We start from the raw sequence: 21017 nt of genomic DNA, 5'->3' as shown, positions 1-21017 counted from the left end.
ATCAATGAAAAAAATCGTATTGGTTTTAGGTGCGATCTGCACCATGACTTTGGTGGGCTGTGTTTCAGCACCAAAATCGTTATACAGCTGGGGCGAATACCCGCAGCAAACCTATTTGATGTTGAGTCTGCCAGAAAAGACTTCTCCACAAGAACAGATTGGTAAACTTGAAAAAGATATTGAAAAAGCCAAAGCCAAAAATGCAGCAGTGCCTCCGGGCTTGTATGCACATTTGGGTTTGTTGAATTTAAATATCAATAATGGGCCACGTGCTGTTCAGTATTTTGAACTTGAACGTCAAACCTACCCAGAGTCGGCAGTATTAATGGATCGTCTTTTGAAAAAAATGACAGCCCAGTCTGCCGCAGGGAGTGTGAAGTGAAACATTTCAAAAAACTATGCGTACTTGGCCTTGCTGTGACACTCTTCACAGGTTGTGCTACGACACCTAAAAGTAAACGTGACTTATCTGCATATCATGCCAATATGCCAAAATCCATTTTGGTGTTGCCGCCTGTAAATGAGTCACCCGATACACGGGCAACTTATGGGTATTGGTCTACCGTGACTTTACCTGTAGCAGAAGCGGGCTATTATGTGTTTCCTATTTCTGTGGTCGATACGCTATTTAAAGAAAACGGCGTAACCAATGGCTATGATGCGCAGCAAATTCCAATTCAGAAACTCAATGAAATTTTTGGAGCGGATGCCGCACTGTATGTCAAAGTTAAAGAATATGGTTCTAAGTATCAGGTGATTCAATCCGTTTCGACCGTTGCGGTAGAGGCGAAATTGGTGGATTTAAAAACCGGAGCATTATTATGGGAAGGTCAGGAAAAAATCCAACAAGCCAATAATAATAGCAACGCCGGTCTGGTCGGGATGTTAGTGGGTGCTTTGATTGACCAAATTTCCAATCACCTATCGGACAAAGCCTATGTGCTGTCTAACAGTGTGAGTACGCAGTTGTATGCTCCGCAGTTGATGCAGCAAAAAGGGTTGCTATATGGACCTCGCTCTCCGCATTTTGTACAAAATTCGATGAGTCCGCAGCAGTAAAAAATAATCCCCTCAAATGAGGGGATTTTTATGATTTAACAAGCTTCTATTTGGATGAAGAGTCTTTTAACTCTCAGCCAAAAGAAGAGTTAATTTTCGTATAAATTAATCCTTAAAATGCACAGGAATCCATTGATAGCTTTTCCCATCTGCCGAATAGATATGTCCAATAGCAGGGAATGGCAAGTGTGGTGCTGCAATGGTTTGCCCGCCTTTTGCATATTCCGCAAATTGTTTTAAGCGTGTTTGCACTGCTTTTTTCGGGTCGATGTCATAATCAATAGCGGTTTCTGGCTTGTCGAATTGCACAGTATGTGAATGCACAATGTCACCAATAAAGACCACCGTTTCATCCTTGGTTTTCAGCTCATAGCTAAAATGTCCAGGTGTATGCCCCGCGGTATTAATCACTTTAAAGCCTTGAACTTGATCGCCCAGTTGATACGTTTTGAAGCGGTTTTTGGCTTGATAGGGCGCAATGGCTTGTTTAATTTTTTCAACAGTTCCTAAGTAGCCTGCTTGTTTCTCTTTTGGGAGTTTGTCGACTTGTTTCGGGTTTAGCCAATAGTTTGCTTCGTTGTTCGAGACATAAACCGTTGCATTGGGAAAGTTTGCCATGCCATTTTGGCTAATACCACACACATGGTCTGGGTGTAGATGCGTCAGTAAGATGGTATCGACTTGCTCTGGTTGATAGCCTGATGATTTTAAGTTGCTCAATACTGAACCCAAATGTGCGCCAAAACAGCTCGCAGCGCCGCTATCCACTAAAACCAGTGAATGACCTATATTCACGAGGAAGGCATTGACAGAGGTCTGTACGCCTTTGGAATGGTCAGCAGCATATTTCTTTAAAATTTCATGGACTTCTTTTTCTGGAGTGTTTTGAAAGAGTTTAGGCGACATGAAGTTAGTACCATCGAGCAGGGCTGTAATTTGTACATCACCCGCTTGGTATTGGTAATAGCCTGAAACTTGTTTTTGTTGCGAGATTGGGGCGGGTGGGGAAAGAGCGAAGGCTGAAACACTGCTGATACTAGAGATAATTAAAGCGGAAGCAAGTAACTTATTCATTTATAAAGTTTCACAAAATTTGTTGAATTGTCTATTTTTTAGCATGTGAGGTGATCTTTTTCATCTTGTTTTTAGCAACTAATACAAAACTATATTTTATTATTTGTTCTGACTGAATGTTTCTTATCTCTTTGGGAGAAGGTCAGGATGAGGGAAATAATGAGCGTAAAATTTTGATTACGAAATTTCCGTTACTTTTGACTAGGCAAAAGTAACAAAACCTCATTGTTCATTAAAGGGCATGTCCGTGTGCCCTTAACGAACGGGCGAGATATATGTCGCATGGTCATAGAACTTTAATTACGATAGATTTTGATTCCTTTTTCACGAGCATATGAAATTTTAGGGTCTTTAATTGTGTATTGCGCTGAACCACTATCAGGATTACTCAAATTAATTAGTCCCATTTTTTCCATACTAGATATGTAGCTTTGAGCAGTTGAATGTTGTAGTTGGTTTTTTTCTTTTAATTGTTTGGCATTAAATGTGTTTTCATCTAATTTAAGTAGCAAATCTATATATGAAAAAATATCCATAGAGTTAGAACGTGCATTCGTTTTCCTTGGATAGTACTCAAAATAATTAAAATTCTTAATAAATCTATTTAAAGCAAATCCTATAGAGGATTTTTCAATTTTATTACTGAGAGAGTCTTTATCATATTGGATTCTTAGTAAATTAGAAAAAATATGCCAAAGATCGCGAGGCGTTGAGTTTGCTAATTTTAGAATTTGGTTTATATCATCTTGTGTAACATCAGCTGCAAATAGTTCCTTGTAAGTTGAAATTTTACTTTTAGAAAAGACTTTTAAGCGGTTGTTTAGAACATTCTCTAAGTCTGAATGTGACCAATTAATAATAGTACAACTATGTTTCTGAGTTCGCACATATTGCTTAATAAAATTAAATGGAGTTGTCCAACTTGTAAAAACAATCTGTAATTTTGGTGTTAGGAGTAATTTTTCATCAGTTAAGATTAATTTAGTATAAGTTGCAATTAATTCTGCATCATTCTCGAATCGTTGATCTTCATCAATTCGGTCAATGAGTACGATTATTTTATTAAACTGTAGTTTTTCTACGATTTTCAAAATTCTTTCAATAAGACAATAAGAGATATCTTGGTCTAAAAAGTTCTCTTCAAAATTTATATCTAGTTCAGGGAAATATTCTTTAATTTTGACATTTTCAGTGATTGGAGGAAGTCCTGAAAAATGTTTAGATAAAAAATCATCGACGACTGTATTTGCTACCGTAGCACCGTAATTGAAGAAATCTCTTATAATTTTTTCGAATTTTTTATAAGTTAACTTGTACCAAGGAACTTGAATAGCTTTGATTTGATCTCGTAAGTATGCTTTTGAAACTTGAGGTACAAAGTTTTGAAGTAGGTAGCTTAGTAATATTTTCTCTTCTTGATCGAGTTTATTTATTCGCTTTTTTTCATTGGCAAGAGAAGCGAATAATTGTAGAGATATTTGTGTGATTAAGAATTGATAAAAATCTTTTGAATCAAAGTTTAGTGGCAAATCAGAAAAATTTGTAATAAAGACTGAAATTATCTTTTTTCTATCAATTAGTGACTCTAAGTTTTTTAAAAGAGCTGTTTTTCCAGCACCTCGATCACCTAAAATGATTAAGGAATTGTCAGAGGAAAAGTTAGACAAAATACTTTCATAGTCATTTACGGGTGTAAATATATCTACTGATTGTTTTAGCTCATTCTCTGTTGTAAAAAAAGAAAATGGATTATTTTCTAAATTTAAATTTTTTAAAAAGTCATTAAAGTTTGTCATAAGTATTATATTATTAAGAAAAGAATAAGCCCTGATTATTATCAGGGCTTAATATTGATTTTAGAGTTAAGACACTTTATCACCAGCTTTAGCACCAGATTCAGGTGAAATCACCCAAACACCTTCGCCATTACCCGCAGCTAAAACCATACCGTTTGAAATACCAAAACGCATCTTACGCGGTGCAAGGTTAGCGACCATCACCACCAATTTGCCTTTTAAGTCTTCTGGCTGGTAAAACTCTCGAATACCACTGAATACATTACGCGGTTCAGCTTCGCCGATATTTAAAGTCAATTGAAGTAACTTGTCCGAGCCTTCGACCGTTGCAGCTTCTAAAACTTCAGCGACACGTAGGTCAACTTTCATAAAGTCTTCAATACCAATAATTTCAGCCTCACCCACTTTTGGCTCAGGCTTTTTCTCGGCTTTCTTTTCTTTTTTCTTTTCCACTTTTACAGGTTCAGACGCAGCCGCTAAAGAGTCTTTAGATGCATCGACCATTGCCGCAACAGCTTTCGGGTCTACACGTTGCATTAAAGGTTGGAACAATGCAATTTCATGATCGACCAATGCTGTTTGAGCAGAAGCAAAATCAAAGCGGTCTAGTTTTAAGAACTCTTGCACTTGAGCCGCTAAAGTCGGAAGTACAGGTGCCAAGTACACAGCCAATTGACGGAACAGGTTAATCCCGACCGAACATACATCGTGTACTTGTTGCTCTTCGCCTTCAACTTTCGCTAAAGCCCAAGGTTTTTTCTCATCGATATATTGATTCGCTTTATCTGCAAGCGCCATGATTTCACGAATCGCAGCAGAAAACTCACGTGCTTCATAGGCTTTCGCAATTGAGTCGCCTGCATCAATAAAGCTTTGTACCAATTCAGGCTCTGCACAAGTGGCTGATAATTTATTATCAAACTTGGTGTTGATGAATTTTGCACAACGGCTGGCAATGTTGACCACTTTACCGACTAAGTCAGAGTTTACTTTCTGAACGAAATCATCCAAGTTCAAATCAGAGTCTTCAACTTTATCTGACAGTTTAGACGCGAAGTAGTAACGTAAATATTCAGGATTTAAGTGCTCTAAATACGTTTCAGCTTTGATGAATGTCCCGCGAGACTTCGACATCTTCTGACCGTTTACCGTCAAGAAACCATTGACGAATAAACCTGATGGCGTACGGTAGTTTGCACCTTCAAGCATTGCAGGCCAGAACAGGGCATGGAAGTAAACGATGTCTTTACCAATGAAGTGATAGACTTCTTTGTCAGAGTCTTTCTTCCAAAAGTCGTCAAAACTTAAATCAGGACGTTTCGCTTTAATGTAGTTTTCAAAACTCGACATATAACCAATTGGTGCGTCTACCCAAACATAGAAATACTTGTTTGGTGCATCTGGAATTTCAAAACCGAAATACGGTGCATCACGTGAAATATCCCAGTCTGATAAACCTGCTTCAAACCATTCATCGAGTTTGTTGGCAATTGAAACAGGTAGGCGACCTTGGTCACGGGTCCATTTTTGTAGATATTCTGAGAAATTCGGCAGTTTAAAGAAGTAATGATCTGAAGATTTCTCTACAGGCGTTGCACCACTTAAAGTTGATTTCGGGTTTAAAAGCTCAGTCGCATTGTATGTTGTACCGCAGACTTCGCACGCATCGCCATATTGATCTTCCGATTTACATTTCGGGCACGTGCCTTTAATGAAACGATCCGATAAGAACATGCCTTTTTCAGGGTCAAAAAGCTGGTTGACAGGGCGGATGGCAATATTGCCTGCTTCACGGTTTTTTACATAAATTTCAGAAGCGCGCGCGCGGTTTTCATTGCTGTGAGTTGAATCATAATGATCGAAATGCACGCCAAAACCGTCAAAATCACGGATGTGTTCTTTTTGCACATTGGCGATCTGATCTTCAGGCGAAATACCATTCGCTTCGGCACGTAGCATGATGGCTGTACCGTGAGCATCATCCGCACATACATAAGTCACATCGTGTCCCATTGCACGCATGGCACGAACCCAAATATCTGCTTGGATATAACCGAGTAAGTGTCCCATATGGATGGGGCCATTGGCGTATGGTAGGGCGTTAGTGACTAAAATATTACGCACGGATATGACTCTCTCATTCGTATTTTATATAAGGTCAACGATTTTACCTTAGATAGCCGCGACTTGCACAAGTGAATCGGTGAAAAGTTTTCAAATGAGACTAAAGCCTGTATGAATTGATCGCTAGATTGAGCATCAATCGCTAATTTGAGCAAGATACTGAAAAAATCATGGGAAATGCCTTTTCTGAAACGGCATAAAGCAGCTTGTTCATCTTTTAATGAAAGATTGAAGGGATTGTTCAGAACTCAAGTCATGGAGCTTAAAACTAATGCATATTTTCTCTATATTCATGTGCTATTAACAGCGATAATACTTAGATTCAGCCCGTTTTTAAGAGTATGCCGTCCATGATCGATGATGATTTTGATTTCGACCAACCCGTGACCCGAATTCCGCAAAATCCACAAGCGACCAAACTACTGGGCAATCGACTTTTACAACAAGCTGAACAATACCTTGCTTCAATGGGTAGTCAAGCTCATGCACAATTGGTCGAGTCGCTCCGTCAGCTTGAGTCTGAAGATCCGTACTTTGCAGTCATGGCCGATCAACTTGAGTACGAAAGTGATGAGCCGATGGCTAATGACGTGCTCAATCTGTTGTACTTTTGGCAAATGGCCAATCAAAAAGAAGCTGATATGACTAAGTTTCAGCTGCCTAATTTAATCCAAACAGACTATTTCCAAGCGACTTTGCTTGACGCTTACGACGCGATGGATTTGGGAGCATTCCAAGCCCAACGCCGCAGCGTGATTGAAGAAACCTTAAAACTGTATCAACAGCAGTGTTATGCAGGGTGTATTACGGTTCTTTATGGTCAAATTGAAGGAATTTTGACGGATGCGCTGATTGAACATGGGTATTTAAAGCAAAATCAAACCAAGTTTGTCGATGTGTATAAAATTGTACCGGGTTTGAAAGGCCATGAAGTCAAAAGCCTATGGCATAAAGTTAAAATTGCCAGTGAAATCAATCCGTATTTTCTGAGCCTTGAAGCATTGAAAATGGATGCGAGTTCTAGTGTCACGGCCAGCCGTCATAATATGGTACATGGCGCAGACGTGACCCATTTCACTCAAGCCCGCAGTTTCATTTTGTTTATTTGGCTGTTTGCAGTTATTAGCTTTCTCAGTACCGTAAAGCGTTAGTCTCTTCCGTTGAGTGGTACAGGATGGTGTTTAAATTGCTGCATCCTGTACAGCTATTGTTTCCAAATGATGCAAATGAGGTCAGCACTTAAAAAGCAAGGTATAACTCTGAGTTAAGCAAAATTTTAAATACGAAAGAGGGCGGTGACATGACGAATGACAATAAACTCGATGATTTAAAAACCAAAGCGACTGAGTTGGGTGAAGACTTGAAGTTGAAAGCTCAAGCGGCAAAACTGGAAGGTGAGAAAGTACTGGAAGATGTCAAACATCAGGCCACTGAAGCCAAGCTAGATGCTGAAAAGCAGCTGACTGACTTAAAGCAAAAAGCAGCAGAAAGTAAAGCCGAAGATGATGCAGCTTTTGAGCAAAAGTTGGAGTCTGCACAAGCCAAAGCCGAGCATGCGAAACAAGTTGCGCAGGAAAAATTGGATCATTTTAAAGTTGAAGCAGGGCATAAACTGGATGAGGCAAAACTTAAAGCCACAGAGTTAAAGCATGAGGCTGAAATTAAACTGGAAGAATTTAAGGTGCAAGCCACTGAAAAGTTTGACGAGTTGAAAAAGAAAGCCACAGAAACACTGCAAAAGTTTAAAAAAGACGACCAAGCTTAATCCGTCCGAGATGGCGAATGTCGACCTTAAATGTTCGCTAATACTATGGCGTAGACTGTGTACTCAGTGCAGGGTCTGCGTCCAAGTTAAACCACATGATGCTCTGAATTTGATTGTTCACGGTGCGGATGGTATAACGATAGTTTGCAATTTCATATACATATACCGTCTCAAGTGGGCTATTCGGTGCACTGCTGATTGGGGTAGAGGACATAGAAATTGGCGATAAATCGATTTTTTTCTGCATGTCTTGAACTTGATCACCGATAGTCACCGTTTGACCCGCAGGGGTTTTAAATGAATTGGTTGATGTATCTGCAAAACTAAAGCTAGATATGGTGCAAGCCAAAACAACCACGGCCCAAAGTTTCATTTTTTTCTCCCCCAAATCGCGTAAAGATAGAACAACAGAATATAGATATTTTGCTATGCAATAACATCACCTTAAATGGGGAGATTGGATTGTACTTACAATTCTTTACGTTCAAATTTGATCCAATTCACCGATTTTATTTTTTCAGTTAGCTTAAGCGACTAAGCTTCGCCCTTTGATATTCAGCGTATAAAACCAACTAAAAAGCTAGGAATACTAAATTTCATGGCATAATCCATAAATACTGAACTTAACCTAAGTTCGTTTTGTGGTTAAACTATAGCATTCAGCTGAATACTCGAATTTGGAGTACATATATGTCGTGGCTTTCTTCTCTTAAATCAGTTTTTTCTCCTGCGCAGGAGGTAAAGGAAGAAGAAATCCAAACAGTACTGCAAAACTATATCTTGCCCAATTCAAACCATGCGTTGAAAGACCGCATTACTCAAGTGAATGTGCAGGGCAATATTCTGCAAATTACCATCAATACTTTTCCTGCCGAAGCAGATGATTTACAACAGATTCATGATGATTTGGCGGTTGCGCTTGAAGCATGCGGTATCAAAGAATTAAACATGCATGTGATTCAACAAAAAACGGGACATAAAGAAAAGTCAGGTGGCTGTGGACATCAGCATGCTGAAGGTGAGAGCTGTTCAAGCCAAGCAAAAGAGGCTGCACCGAAAAGCAATTTACCCCCAGTGATTGATGCTTCAGGCTCAGCAGCCCAAGTTGCTGCACAACCCGTTGAAACTGATCCTAACAACCCACCCATCCAAAAAGCAGCGCCACAACAACGTGATGTGCCGAAGCATCCGCGTATTCAAAATGTGATTTTGGTGTCCTCGGGCAAGGGGGGCGTGGGCAAATCCACCACCACGGTAAACCTTGCACTTGCTTTGCAAAAGCTAGGCTTAAAAGTTGGGGTCTTAGATGCGGACATTTATGGTCCAAGTATTCCGACCATGTTGGGCAATGCGGGCAAAACACCGATGATTGAAGCGGAAAATTTTGTACCCTTAGATGCCTATGGTTTGGCCGTTTTATCGATTGGACACTTAACGGGTGATCATAATACTCCTGTGGCTTGGCGTGGGCCGAAAGCGACAGGGGCGTTGATGCAATTGTTCAATCAAACCTTATGGCCTGACTTAGATGTCTTGATGATTGATATGCCACCGGGTACAGGTGATATTCAGTTGACGCTTGCGCAACGTATTCCTGTTACAGGTGCGGTGATTGTAACCACACCGCAAAATGTGGCACTTATGGATGCGACCAAAGGTATTGAGTTATTTAACCGCGTACATATTCCAGTTATGGGTGTTGTGGAAAATATGTCGACCCATATTTGCTCAAATTGTGGATTTGAAGAGCAAATTTTTGGTACAGGCGGTGGAGATCAACTGTCGGAGCAATATGACATTCCGCTTTTGGGGCGTCTGCCTTTAAATGTACAAATCCGTGAAAATGCGGATGCGGGTAAGCCTTCTGTTTTAGTCGAAGACAGTGCAGCAGACAGCTATATGCAAATTGCTGAAAAAATTGCAGCCGCACTGCCTCAGGCTGAAAAAGATCAGACCCGTATTTTCTAAATCAGCCATAAAAAAAGCCCAACATGTTGAGTTGGGCTTTTTTTTACTTTTTAGGACATTGAATAGGACTGATTTTGTTTTTTGGCTTGCATAATATTAATGCTGATGGCAACCACCACCATCACAATCCCGATAATATCAGTCACAGTTTCAGGGATAATCATACATAAAGCACCTGCACCTAAGAAAATCCGCCAGAACCAGTTCAAACCAACTTTAAAGTAACCTTCAACTGCAGCACCCAGCGCCAAAATCCCAACCACTGAGGTAAAGACAATACTCACAATAGTCGTCCATGCAGGAAAAGCAAACTCACGTGCATTGACTGCGACATTGGCCGTATCAATCATCAACATGGCTGGGTTGTAGACAAACAAGAACGGGACAATGAAACCAGCCAAAGAAAGTTTCAAGGCTTGGAAACCTGTGCGCATTGGGTCGCCCCCTGCGATTCCCGCACCTGCAAAGGCGGCTAAGGCGACAGGTGGGGTAATATTGGCAAAAAGACCAAAGTAGAACACAAACATATGCGCCACCAGCGTGGGAATATCAAAGTTTGCCAAAGCAGGTGCAGCCATAGTCGCGGTGATGATATAGGCTGGAATTGAAGGAAGTCCCATGCCTAAAATCATCGATGCAATCATGGTAAAGAACAGCGTTAAAAATAGGCTGCCTGCACCGATGCTCATAATTGAGGAGGTCATGACAGAGCCAAAGCTAGTCAGGCTCACCACACCAATAATAATCCCCACCACAGCACAGGCTGCCATGACCGAAAGAGATTGTTTTGCACCATCGGCGAGCGCTTCTAATATTTCTTTGAAGCCCATACGGGTCGATTTGCGGAAACTCGCTACAATCACAGTTAGGACAATGGTGTAGACTGCGGCATAACTGACAGGAATGGATTGAAATAGGAAAAATACCAAAGCCACGATTGGAATAAGCAAGTGTCCTCGTTCCTTTAGGACATCTTTAACCCGTGGTAAATCCGCTTTCGGGACACCTTTTAAATTGTCTTTACCAGCACGGAAATGAACTTGAGCCATCACGCCTAAATAGTAGAGCAAAGCCGGAAGCGTGGCTGCAAGGGCAATGGTGCCATAACTGACACCCGTGGTTTCAGCCATAATGAAGGCACTGGCTCCCATCACAGGGGGTAAAATTTGTCCACCTACAGAAGCACTGGCTTCAACAGCACCTGCAAAATTTTTGTGGTAACCAATTTTTTTCATCAGGGGAATGGTGAATGAACCGGTCCCCACGACATTGGCCACCGCTGTGCCATTAATACTGCCCATAAATCCACTGGAAATGACGGCAACTTTTGCAGGACCACCTTGTTTATGTCCCGCAAGTGCCATCGCAAGATCATTAAACAGTTTTCCCATGCCTGATTTCGCCAGAAAAGCACCAAACAAAATGAACAGGAAAATAAATGTGACTGAAGCACCGATTGCGGAAGAATATAGTCCTTCAGTTTTTAAATACATTTGCCCGAAAATATCACTAATACTATATGGACGCGTCAATAAACGATCAGGGACCCAGTCATAGTGGCTAAAAAACGGATAAGACAGAAAGACTAAACCTAAAATAGGCAGCATCCATCCCATAACCCGCCGAGCGCCTTCAACCACCAGCACCACGGCTAAAATGGCAAAAACAATATCTAAGGTGTTTGGAATACCACCACGTGTGGTCATAATGGCTTGATATTCTTTCCAAAGGTATAAAAAGGTTGCTAAAGCGGCTAAGGCAAGGAACCAATCCAACCAAGGGATGCTTTGTCGTGAACTGGACTGACGCGCAGGATAAAGTAGAAAGATCAAAACCAAACCAATAGCGACATGGGCGGAACGTTGAATCAGTTCGGGTAGTGGATTAAAGGTAATAAATAAATGAAATAAGGAATAGAAAATAGCAATCGCCGCTATGAACCATGCCACAGATTTGTTGCTTGGGGAACGAGTCACTGACTCACGATCAAATTTTTCTAAAATGGCTTGTTGTTGCTGCTCATCTAATTGTTCAGGGGCAACTTTGTCTTCATTTTGAGTCATCGGCATTCTCCGATCTGCCATGCTTTCCACAAGGGCTGTTGTTGTGCTGTAATTTGTACCAAGGTGTAATCTGGATATTGTTGAAAAATAGGCCAGACGCTCTGGTGAATGATGATACTGCCTTGCATATTCTTGGAAATGATCCAGTTGATTTGATCAATTCGCCGATTAACTTTCATTCTGACCATACCGTCTTTTTGAAAGATGATGGGATAGTCATTCGGTGTACCTGCACCGAAAGAAATCAGGTCGGTGTAGCGCAATATAAAGTGCTGTTGCTCCCGTTGATAGTTTTCAATCCAACGGGTTTTTTCGACTGAATGTTTCCACTGCAAATTAAATTGTGCTGTTGAAATTCGGCACTGCATTTGAGCAACAGTCACTTCGCTATAGCGAACAGGCAAGAACAGCAGCCCGCATAAACCGAGTAGAAAAAGTGCAGTAAACACTGCACTTTTTTTTAGCTTCATTTTTTCGCTGCGAGTTCGTCGTAATAACGTTTAGCCCCAGGGTGTAGAGGTGCAACTACGCCTTTTTGAGCCGTTTCCAGATTAATTTCTGTCGCTGCCTGATGTGAGTTGGCCAATTGTCCTAAACTATCAAAGAAGGTTTTGGTCAGTTTATAGACATCATCCTCAGAAAGATCGGAACGTACCACTAAAGCATTCATAATGGCCGCAGTTGGAATATCTTCTGCATTGCCATAAGTGCCTTTCGGAATATTCAGAGATAGAAAATAGGTTTGGTTTTTGGCGATTTGTTTCACTTTCGCAGGATCGATCCCGACCAGTTGTAAATCGAAACCTTGTTGCAGTTCCATCAAGGATGAGTTGGGGATACCACTGGTTAAGAATGCAGCATCAATTTTTCCACCCTTTAAAGCATCGGCGGCTTCTGCATAGCCCAGATAATCGACCTTCACGTCATTGTAAGTAATACCAAAACCATTTAAGAGGGTGCGCGCATTAACTTCAACCCCTGAGTTTTGGGCACCGACAGCAATACGCTTACCTTTTAAGTCTTCAAGGTTTTTAATGCCTGATTTTTTTGAGGCCACAATTTGTACATAGTTGGGATAGAGTGCCGCAATTTGTTGGACATTATCAATTTTCCCACTGGCAAAACTGCCTGTGCCATTTAGTGCTTCGGTTAAGCTATCACTCATGACAAAAGCCATTTCGACTTTTTTCTGTTTGAGTAGGTTAAGATTTTCTACCGATGCACCTGTGGTTTGAGTTTTTGAATTTACACCGTAGGTTTTATTATAAATTTCAGCCAAACTGGTGCCAATCACGTTGTATGGGCCAGATGCACCACCTGTCGCTATGTTGACAAATTTACTTTGGAGTTTGTTGGATGCTTGTGCACTGGTTTCGGTTTGAGCACCGTCTGAAGTCGTTGTTTTATTGTCACTCGAGCATGCTCCTAGACCCGCAAGTGCAATTGAAAGTAGCGTGAGTTGAGTCCATTTTTTCATATACTTTTCCTCGTTTTATTATCTTCAAAGCCATTCACTTGGCTCTTTTATCCTTGACTTCGCGTGATTAGATTGATGAATAAAGATACGCATGATTTAAAAAGTAACTGATTAAAAATCATTTGAATAGTTTTTTTTCATTACTCGTCTTTATTTGATTTATAAAATCATTGATTCAGAAAAAGAATAAAGCATATGGTGTCATCTTTCTGAAAGCTAGATTGGGTAAGGGTCTTATGCTTCATTTGTGTTAAGTGTTGAATGGAAATTAAAAAAACTGTTATCACGGTTCACTAAATTTGATTGCTTTCAGCAAGGCAAGTCATTACGCTTATAGCTATATATATGTGGGTCTGTGAATATGGTCACTTGGTTTTTTATTGGTTTAGTGATAACCATTCTTTTAACTCCAGGACCGACCAATACCTTACTTGCCTCTTCAGGCATTCAAGTCGGTATTCGTAAATCATTGCGTCTCATTCCAGCAGAAGCTTTTGGCTATCTCATTTCAATCACGGCATGGGGCTTCCTCATTGGAAAAGTGTCTGTGCACTTGCCTTTATTGCCGACCATTTTAAAACTGTTTAGCGCGAGCTATATTATTTATTTGGCCATCAAATTATGGCGTACAGCCGATGTCGAGGTGAGTTTTAATCAACCGACTATTCGAGCGCGTGAACTGTTTTTGGCAACATTATTGAACCCTAAAGCATTATTGTTTGCTTCAGCTATTTTCCCAACCATTGCTTGGACAAAACTGGATTATTACCTGTCGCATATGTCGCTGTTTTTGGTGTTGATTGTTCCGATTGCTTTCTTTTGGACTTTTATTGGGTCAATTTTAGCGAGCAATAAAATTCGTTGGCTGAACCAATCCAACCTGCAAAAAACAGCATCGCTGGTCTTGATGAGTTTCTCGATTCCGCTGAGCTATTCTGCGATTTTAAGTTTTTAATTTAGCAATTAAAGACAGAAATTTTGTGAACTTAAACGCGCTTATTTTCATTGAAAGCGATTTCAGTTAAAGTACAACGCAATTATTGAAATTAAGCTTTTTGGAAAGAATAAATGGCTATTAAGTCCGATCGTTGGATTCGCGAAATGAGCGAAAAACACGGCATGATCGAACCGTATGCAGAAAACCAAGTTCGTTTAGATGAAAATGGTCAAAAACTCATTTCTTATGGTGTGTCGAGCTATGGTTATGATGTTCGTTGCGCGCGTGAGTTTAAAGTTTTTACCAATGTTCACTCGGCAATTGTAGATCCAAAAAACTTTGATGATAAAAGTTTTATCGACATTGAAGCTGATGTTTGTATTATTCCGCCGAACTCATTTGCTTTAGCACGTACCGTTGAGTATTTCCGTATTCCACGTAATGTGTTGACTGTGTGTTTGGGTAAATCGACCTATGCACGTTGCGGTATTATCGTAAACGTCACACCACTTGAGCCTGAGTGGGAAGGTCATGTTACTTTAGAGTTCTCAAACACAACGAATTTACCTGCGCGTATTTACGCCGGTGAAGGTGTTGCACAAATGTTGTTCTTCGAATCTGACGAAGTGTGTGAAACATCGTATAAAGACCGTGGTGGTAAGTACCAAGGTCAAACAGGTGTGACTTTACCGAAGACCTAAGTTTTTGATATTCAAGAAAGCGGATCATTGATCCGCTTTTTTTATGTCAATTCATTCATCGGAAAATAAATATTATCGGACAGTTGGTTTTGCATTTGTGCTGAGTTTCAGCATAATCAATTGTGAACTAAAGTGCTTTGGTTGACGCAAATAAAAATTATAGTGCGCACAGTAGAATGCCAAGCAAAGGATGCAGTACATAAAGATGCGGAGCATCAAATAATAAGGATGGTCGAGATGACGAATCGTATATATCCCGCAGGATTGAAAAAATCCTGTTTAGCTAGTCTTGTCGGACTCATGCTTGCGCAGCCTACATTTGCCCTTGAGTCACTTTCCGATGAATATCTAGCGGATACTACGGGTGAAGGTATTGCGTTACTTCCTGAAAACTTCAAGATGGTGTTTCAAGGAGCCAATGATCTCTCCACTGCTTCTAGCTACAATCGTGGCGTGGCCAATCCACAACAATACGACACGGGCTTTATTCGTATTATTCCTGTGGGTGAGAACTACTCCAAATATACCAATGCCGATGATCTGACCACTAAACGGACCAAAGCGGACATCTTTATTTATGGTTTAGCACTTTCACTGTCTGATAATAATGCCAACAGCCGTTTCAGTAATCAGGGCTTCACATGGGGAAGCGATGTTAACCCTTGGTTATTTCGCGCTGGCACAGCCACGGGGATTAAACAGTTTCACCAGTCGAATGCAAGTTCAGATGTGAGTTTTCTAGGGCTAGAAGCGCCTTTAGCAACTGTTGTAGCCAGTGACGCAGATAATAATATTAAATTAGGTCTATGGTGGGATGCTTTTTCACGCAGTTGGAATTCCCAAAATAAAGTGGACCCTATTACAGGTGCACCGACAACAACCAACGCGGCTGCGGATCCTGATTTAAGTTTAAATCAAAGAGTACGTCTACAAGCGGTTGCTAACGGATTGAGTTTAAATGGCTCACAGGTTCGTATGTTTCAAACCCAAGCATCTACCTTAGACCAGCAGAATAAAACCTTTGGGATGGCAACCTTACTTCGGATCAATACCAATGATAATCCATCTGGATTGGTGTATGCCAACAATGATGCAAATAAAGCGCTGTTGAACGCCAAAGTCCTTCGACTGAGCACAGCCGCGACTAATGATGGTACGGCAGTCACACCCGCATTAGATCGTTCATTGGCTCCAATCTTTGATGCCAGTGAAGGACTTTATTTATACAGCCCAAATATTAATTTGGTCTTGGGCAATATGTATCAGCCTTTTGTTGTAGGTTCGGAAGGACGCAATATTATTCTTGAAGTCACACGTATTCCGAACGTGCCTGAGATTTATAAGCAGATTTATACCTACTACCCAGATGTACAAGGTGGAAACAATGCTGACTATAAAGGATCAACCTGTAATGTGGCTTATTGTGGTTCGAATTTTGTTCAAACTGGGGCAGGGACTAGCGCGGTTCAATACCAAGGAAATAACGCAACACATAGCAGTATTTCGATTGGTAGTGTGACGCGAGATCCGACCACCAATACGCTCAAAGCCAATACAGCGACCGAATCTACTGGCGTGGTATTCCGTGGGACTGGAACAGCAGTTCCTGTAAATCTCGGTTCGGTTGCTATAGATGGTGTATTGATCCAACACTTAAAAATTAAGACCACAGGGCTATAGGATACTGACATGATGAAAAAGTTATGTGTAACCCTGTTGATGTCGGGATCTATGTTGTCTCAAGCGGGTTTGGTGGATTTGGATAATACGGAACTGGTTGGTGTGACTGGACAGGGCGGCGCAGATTTGAGCTTAACGCTATCGATCAACCACCAATATGCCAATGATATGAGTCTAAATACGATTTCCAGAACCAATGGTGTAGATGCGAATGGGCGGGCTATTGTCACTGAAGCGTATTATCAAATGCGCGCAAATCAAGATTGCGCTTTATTAGAACTGTGTCGTATCGCCATTTCCCCAAATAATCATAAGGAAAATGGGCAACGAAAATGGCTGGTGTTTAAGCAGTTCCAAGGCACCATGCAAATTGATAAATTTTCGCTAGAAGGCACCACAATTCTGAATAAAGAAGGCAAGCCACAAACTGCAATGATGTTAAAGTTTTTCGATGATAAACCCCTCAAAATTCGTAACTTGGGCTTTGCTAGCCTTTCAGTGGAAAGTGGTGAAAATGGGTATTTCAATACCTCAACGTATAACAGTTATGGTACGAGTAAAACTGTACCAACTTTTGATAAAGGTCAGGAACAAGGCTTTATGGGCTTAAATGTCCATGGCAACTTACATCTAGATGGAAATCTAAAAATCTTTAGCTATAACTGCTCGGGCACTGCGGGTAGCCGCTGTTAGACATATAGTTTCAAAAGGATATTGAGATGCATAAAATAATAAAACTAAACCTTCTGACACTGTGTATTTGTGCAGCCAATCAAAGTTATGCATTACAAGCTTTGAATGATCAGATTTTAAGTGATGTAACGGGTCAAGATGGTATCTCAATTACCCATGAAGCTTCAAAAGTTGACATTAAACAACTGAATTGGGTTGATCCAGCGGAAGTCGGAAAAACACCGATAAAACTGGGTTTGCATAATATTGAAGTGAAAACGGCAACGGGTTATAACAACATTAAAACCAAACTCGATTTTGATGTGGGAACAACACAATTAGCCAATGGTACGCAAGGGGTTGGCATTCAGCTCTCTGCAAGTGTGTCACCTTTCACCGCAACGGCTGCCCAAATCATGCTGATGTGTTCACCGAATTGCGCAACGGGCGAAACGGATCAAAATTTAGGAAGTTTTAAGCTTTCGACTATTTCACCTTTTGAAGTGTACTTGGCAACGACGAATGGTTTGTTTAATCGCGACTCAAAGGTGCATTTAGATTTTAAATTGCAGAATGCTAGTATTAGTTATGGACAAAATAATCAAGATTTAACCTTAAAAGATTTCAACTTCAATTTATCTGCTGATGGATATCTCTATATCGATGAAACGGAAGGTGTGGTTCTCACCTCAAAGGGCAGTGTTGGCGATAATATTGTTGTTTTAGGTCGAGTAGAAGATAAGACAGAGGTACATGACAGCCGTGTAGGTAATGCCACAAATCCGGGGTTAAATGTCGATTTACGTTATGGCTCAGCAAACTCGACTCACCGAAACTTAATTCGGATAGGGGCATCGGGTGCATTAACCAATGGCAAGATCGCATTAAATGCTGATCAAACTGGTGTGGCTAAGTTTAATACGGTCAACCGTGTTAACGGCAATGTTCAAGAAAATGAGGTGGTTGCATCTGCAGGTTATGGTTTTAAGAATGCGGGCGGCTTACATTTAAATGTATCGGCTGACTTTACACGTGCAGGGAATAGTTTGCTGGGCGCTGCGACACCGACAACTTTTGAATTAGGGCATACTGGTACAGGCAGTTATGCCATCGAATTTTCAAATTTATCTCCGCTCAATGTACGTACTTCCACAGACCCCAATTCAGCAATAAACAGTCAAAATGCCTATATTGATTTTGGTCAGATTTATATTAATAACATTCGCACCAACTCAATGGGTTTTGTGGTCAATGACCAAATTAAGACGATATTGGGTGCGCAAAACTATGAGTTGATTTATAACCCATCGCCAACAGGCAATGCTTCAAATATGGCTTTTATTGCTGTACGTGGACTCGATTTTCAAGCTATTGCACGTAAAGCTCGCTTTATTTCAGATAATTCTATTGTGGTAAACAATACTAACGAAGGGACATGGGGCTTAGGTATTCCGATTTATAACCTGAATGCCAATGTTGCATTTTTTGCCAAGAAATATACCAATACCGCTGGAACGGTGAAGGATGGCTTGGGCTATGATATCGCGGTATCAACCGATGGTTATGGGGAAGATAGTCAAGGTAACCCTAAAACAACGTCTATTATCGTTATTGATGGTGCGATGAGTAAGCATGGCGAAGAAGTTAACTACTATACTGGCTTACGTAATATTGACTCATATTTTAAAGCCAATGGTGTGATTGGTTTTAATGAAAATGAAATCTATATCAAAGCCGATAGTTTATTGTTTGCTGCCAATGCGGAAATCGCAATTGGGCAGCTTCCGGGGGCACTGTATAACTGCCCAGCAGGGGTAAATAGTTGTGCCAAAGAAGTCGTACCGATTAATAATTTTGCTAAAAAAGATGATGTTCTCGCATCGATTGCTTTTATGTTAGATGGTAAAGGTGAACTCTTTATTATTCCGGGCCTTGAGGCAGTAGGTGGGACACCACAAAGCAATTATCTCTCATTTAAATCCAATTTTGAATTTAATGCATTGAGTAGTACAGACCTGAGTAATGAAAGCAAAAAAGGCAGTTTTATTAGTCTAAGTAATACCGATAGCAATGGAACAACAACAAAAACATCCAGTATGAACTTGAACAAAATGCAAGGTCACTTAGGTTTGAATGGAAAAATCCATATGCAAAAGGACTCAGTTGGCATCGATAATCAAGTGCAATTTAACCATAAGGCATTAGCAGGTGGACAAGGAACTGCCTTTAGAGCGGAGGTTGCATTGTCTCCAACGGGTACCATGCAGAAGGTTGCAGATATTGCCATTACGGGTGGAGCTATGCGTAGCACATTAGGGATTACGCCGCGCTAAAAAAATGACAAGGAATAAATAAAATGAATAAGTCTTTAATTTCAATTCTAATCACAACGATTTTAGGTATGAGTCAAAGTTATGCGATGACCGCTTTAAATGATGAAGAGCTGGCAGAAGTTGAAGGGCAGGCTCTGATGAATTTGGAATATACCGCAGGTTCAGATGGCACGGATTCGCTCGGGCAATCTTATACGCAATCAGATCTTGGTTTTTATAAGTTAGGTTTAAGTGCGGAAATAGAACTGAATGCCAATATTAAGAAGTTACAACTAGGTTGCGGTGGGAGCAATAATACGATAAGAGCTGGTTGTGATATTGATATTGATAATCTGAGTCTAAGCGGCTTACCTGAGGCAGGTAAAGAGAGACCTGAAACATCAGCGAAACTAACCAATCCATTTATAGAATTTGCCATTAAGAATCCTACGAGTGCTGCGACACGAGAGGTTATGGGCTTTCGAGTAAGTGCGGAAAAAGTGATGGGTTTGCTTACAACTGGATCGAATGATGGTACTCAAAATGGTATTAATACATTAAGCGGTTATATGAAAATTGCCCCTGCAACAGGTTCGACTAAGACCAAAGAAACGCCATTTACACAGTCTTTGACTGGAAAAGTAAATGTTTGGGGTTGTACCAGTGGTTGCCCAGCAACCTTTGTTACCAGTAATAGTACAATTAAAATTCCATCCATGCCTGTGAGTTTTACCACTAAAGAAGCTATCTTAAATGGCTCCAGATTAACATCTGTAAACGTTAATGCAATTGCAAATGTTCCTAAAATTTCTTTGGACGAAAATTCAGGAAATATGAAAGCCGTGGTGCCTGGAAGATTTTGGGTAGGGTATATTTTGCCTTTTAATAATTTTACTATCAGTGATATGCGTGTAAATATGCAAATTTCAGGCTTAAAAACAGATATTGCACTCAATCAAAGTTTGGGGTTAATCCATTCTCTACCACTGAACAACCCTGTAAGCCTATCACTTCAAAAATCAAAACTTTTTTGGCCTAAAGAGCAAGCGGTAGCCGACCCAGGGTGGTGGTTGGCAGTAAATGATCCTGTACAGCTCGGAACATTGAATGCCAGTGAAAATTACGCAGTTGACATTAATCCAATTTTACCCGATGTAGCAGATTATCTAAGTCAATGGTTTGACGATAATCCACTTTATATTGATGCGGGCCAGGCTATAGGTGCGGTATTTACGTCAAAACTTGTAAGTAACGTGGGGGAGGTGAATTTAGGCTCATTGCCAGCATTGCCTTTACCGCTGAATAATATTCCATTAGGAGCAAGCCAAAATGTTATTTCCAATTGCTACGGTGGTTTAAAGTTCTGTTAAATATATAACGTAATAAAAA

At 40.5% G+C, this 21017-nt stretch carries 18 protein-coding genes; 11 read left to right on the top strand and 7 right to left on the bottom strand.

Annotated features, from left to right (window positions below; genetic code table 11):
- The first annotated feature begins 4 nt into the window (after window positions 1–4).
- On the top strand, window positions 5–382 hold the full coding sequence (locus tag AC0KVP_RS12025; RefSeq protein ID WP_058952154.1) for a DUF4810 domain-containing protein: 378 nt from the start codon (window positions 5–7) through the stop codon (window positions 380–382).
- Window positions 379–1059 (top strand): DUF799 domain-containing protein, encoded by a 681-nt coding sequence (locus tag AC0KVP_RS12020; RefSeq protein ID WP_151837190.1) that lies wholly within the window; start codon window positions 379–381, stop codon window positions 1057–1059. Before AC0KVP_RS12025 ends, AC0KVP_RS12020 begins: the two co-directional genes overlap by 4 nt.
- Window positions 1060–1164: 105 nt before the next feature.
- Here the strand turns inward: AC0KVP_RS12020 and AC0KVP_RS12015 are convergent, their stop codons facing one another.
- The 3 genes from AC0KVP_RS12015 to metG all read right to left on the bottom strand — a co-directional run bounded on the left by AC0KVP_RS12015 (window position 1165) and on the right by metG (window position 6053).
- A complete protein-coding gene (locus AC0KVP_RS12015; protein ID WP_473336892.1) occupies window positions 1165–2133 on the bottom strand; it encodes an MBL fold metallo-hydrolase in 969 nt (322 codons plus the stop codon).
- 296 nt (window positions 2134–2429) lie between these two features.
- Window positions 2430–3929, bottom strand: a complete 1500-nt coding sequence (locus AC0KVP_RS12010) for a P-loop ATPase, Sll1717 family (RefSeq protein WP_473336889.1) — start codon at window positions 3927–3929, stop codon at window positions 2430–2432.
- A 66-nt stretch (window positions 3930–3995) separates the two neighbouring features.
- Entirely contained in the window at window positions 3996–6053 is a 2058-nt protein-coding gene (metG, locus tag AC0KVP_RS12005) for a methionine--tRNA ligase (protein ID WP_473336888.1), read from the bottom strand.
- A gap of 350 nt (window positions 6054–6403) precedes the next feature.
- Here metG and AC0KVP_RS12000 point away from each other — a divergent pair, with 350 nt between their 5' ends.
- Together AC0KVP_RS12000 and AC0KVP_RS11995 are read left to right on the top strand one after the other, a co-directional pair.
- Entirely contained in the window at window positions 6404–7204 is an 801-nt protein-coding gene (locus AC0KVP_RS12000; protein WP_473336886.1) for a hypothetical protein, read from the top strand.
- Between the two features lie 149 nt (window positions 7205–7353).
- Window positions 7354–7818, top strand: a complete 465-nt coding sequence (locus AC0KVP_RS11995; RefSeq protein WP_184118671.1) for a hypothetical protein — start codon at window positions 7354–7356, stop codon at window positions 7816–7818.
- A gap of 43 nt (window positions 7819–7861) precedes the next feature.
- Here AC0KVP_RS11995 and AC0KVP_RS11990 read toward each other — a convergent pair whose 3' ends face one another.
- Window positions 7862–8191, bottom strand: a complete 330-nt coding sequence (locus AC0KVP_RS11990; RefSeq protein ID WP_004694526.1) for a hypothetical protein — start codon at window positions 8189–8191, stop codon at window positions 7862–7864.
- Between the two features lie 317 nt (window positions 8192–8508).
- Here AC0KVP_RS11990 and apbC point away from each other — a divergent pair, with 317 nt between their 5' ends.
- Window positions 8509–9786, top strand: a complete 1278-nt coding sequence (gene apbC / locus AC0KVP_RS11985) for an iron-sulfur cluster carrier protein ApbC (RefSeq protein ID WP_473336883.1) — start codon at window positions 8509–8511, stop codon at window positions 9784–9786.
- A 50-nt stretch (window positions 9787–9836) separates the two neighbouring features.
- On the opposite strand, the gene AC0KVP_RS11980 is transcribed toward apbC, so the two are convergent.
- Genes AC0KVP_RS11980 through AC0KVP_RS11970 form a run of 3 tightly spaced genes read right to left on the bottom strand, consistent with a single transcriptional unit; the run spans window position 9837 to window position 13326 of the window.
- Window positions 9837–11849, bottom strand: a complete 2013-nt coding sequence (locus tag AC0KVP_RS11980; protein ID WP_473336881.1) for a TRAP transporter permease — start codon at window positions 11847–11849, stop codon at window positions 9837–9839.
- Window positions 11846–12319, bottom strand: a complete 474-nt coding sequence (locus AC0KVP_RS11975) for a DUF1850 domain-containing protein (RefSeq protein WP_078425389.1) — start codon at window positions 12317–12319, stop codon at window positions 11846–11848. Before AC0KVP_RS11975 ends, AC0KVP_RS11980 begins: the two co-directional genes overlap by 4 nt.
- Window positions 12316–13326: a TAXI family TRAP transporter solute-binding subunit gene (locus AC0KVP_RS11970; RefSeq protein WP_332669139.1), complete on the bottom strand. Its 1011-nt coding sequence runs from the start codon at window positions 13324–13326 to the stop codon at window positions 12316–12318. Before AC0KVP_RS11970 ends, AC0KVP_RS11975 begins: the two co-directional genes overlap by 4 nt.
- 361 nt (window positions 13327–13687) lie before the next feature.
- Between AC0KVP_RS11970 and AC0KVP_RS11965 the strand changes: the two genes are divergently transcribed.
- The 6 genes from AC0KVP_RS11965 to AC0KVP_RS11940 all read left to right on the top strand — a co-directional run bounded on the left by AC0KVP_RS11965 (window position 13688) and on the right by AC0KVP_RS11940 (window position 20998).
- Window positions 13688–14281 carry a LysE family translocator gene (locus AC0KVP_RS11965; RefSeq protein WP_087010438.1) on the top strand — a complete coding sequence of 198 codons (594 nt, stop codon included), beginning with the start codon at window positions 13688–13690 and terminating at the stop codon, window positions 14279–14281.
- 113 nt (window positions 14282–14394) lie between these two features.
- Window positions 14395–14964, top strand: a complete 570-nt coding sequence (gene dcd, locus AC0KVP_RS11960) for a dCTP deaminase (RefSeq protein WP_004694514.1) — start codon at window positions 14395–14397, stop codon at window positions 14962–14964.
- 237 nt (window positions 14965–15201) lie between these two features.
- On the top strand, window positions 15202–16644 hold the full coding sequence (locus AC0KVP_RS11955) for a hypothetical protein (protein ID WP_473336878.1): 1443 nt from the start codon (window positions 15202–15204) through the stop codon (window positions 16642–16644).
- Window positions 16645–16653: 9 nt separating this feature from the next.
- Window positions 16654–17337 carry a hypothetical protein gene (locus AC0KVP_RS11950; protein WP_332477640.1) on the top strand — a complete coding sequence of 228 codons (684 nt, stop codon included), beginning with the start codon at window positions 16654–16656 and terminating at the stop codon, window positions 17335–17337.
- A 26-nt stretch (window positions 17338–17363) separates the two neighbouring features.
- Window positions 17364–19649 (top strand): DUF6160 family protein, encoded by a 2286-nt coding sequence (locus tag AC0KVP_RS11945; RefSeq protein ID WP_473336876.1) that lies wholly within the window; start codon window positions 17364–17366, stop codon window positions 19647–19649.
- A 23-nt stretch (window positions 19650–19672) separates the two neighbouring features.
- Complete coding sequence (locus AC0KVP_RS11940; RefSeq protein ID WP_473336874.1) at window positions 19673–20998, top strand: hypothetical protein; 1326 nt, start codon at window positions 19673–19675, stop codon at window positions 20996–20998.
- The last annotated feature ends 19 nt before the right edge of the window (window positions 20999–21017 follow it).

The organism is Acinetobacter sp. DL27 (assembly GCF_055810995.1).
Note: the sequence above shows the minus strand (reverse complement) of the source record. Positions and strands in the feature narration are given on the sequence as shown.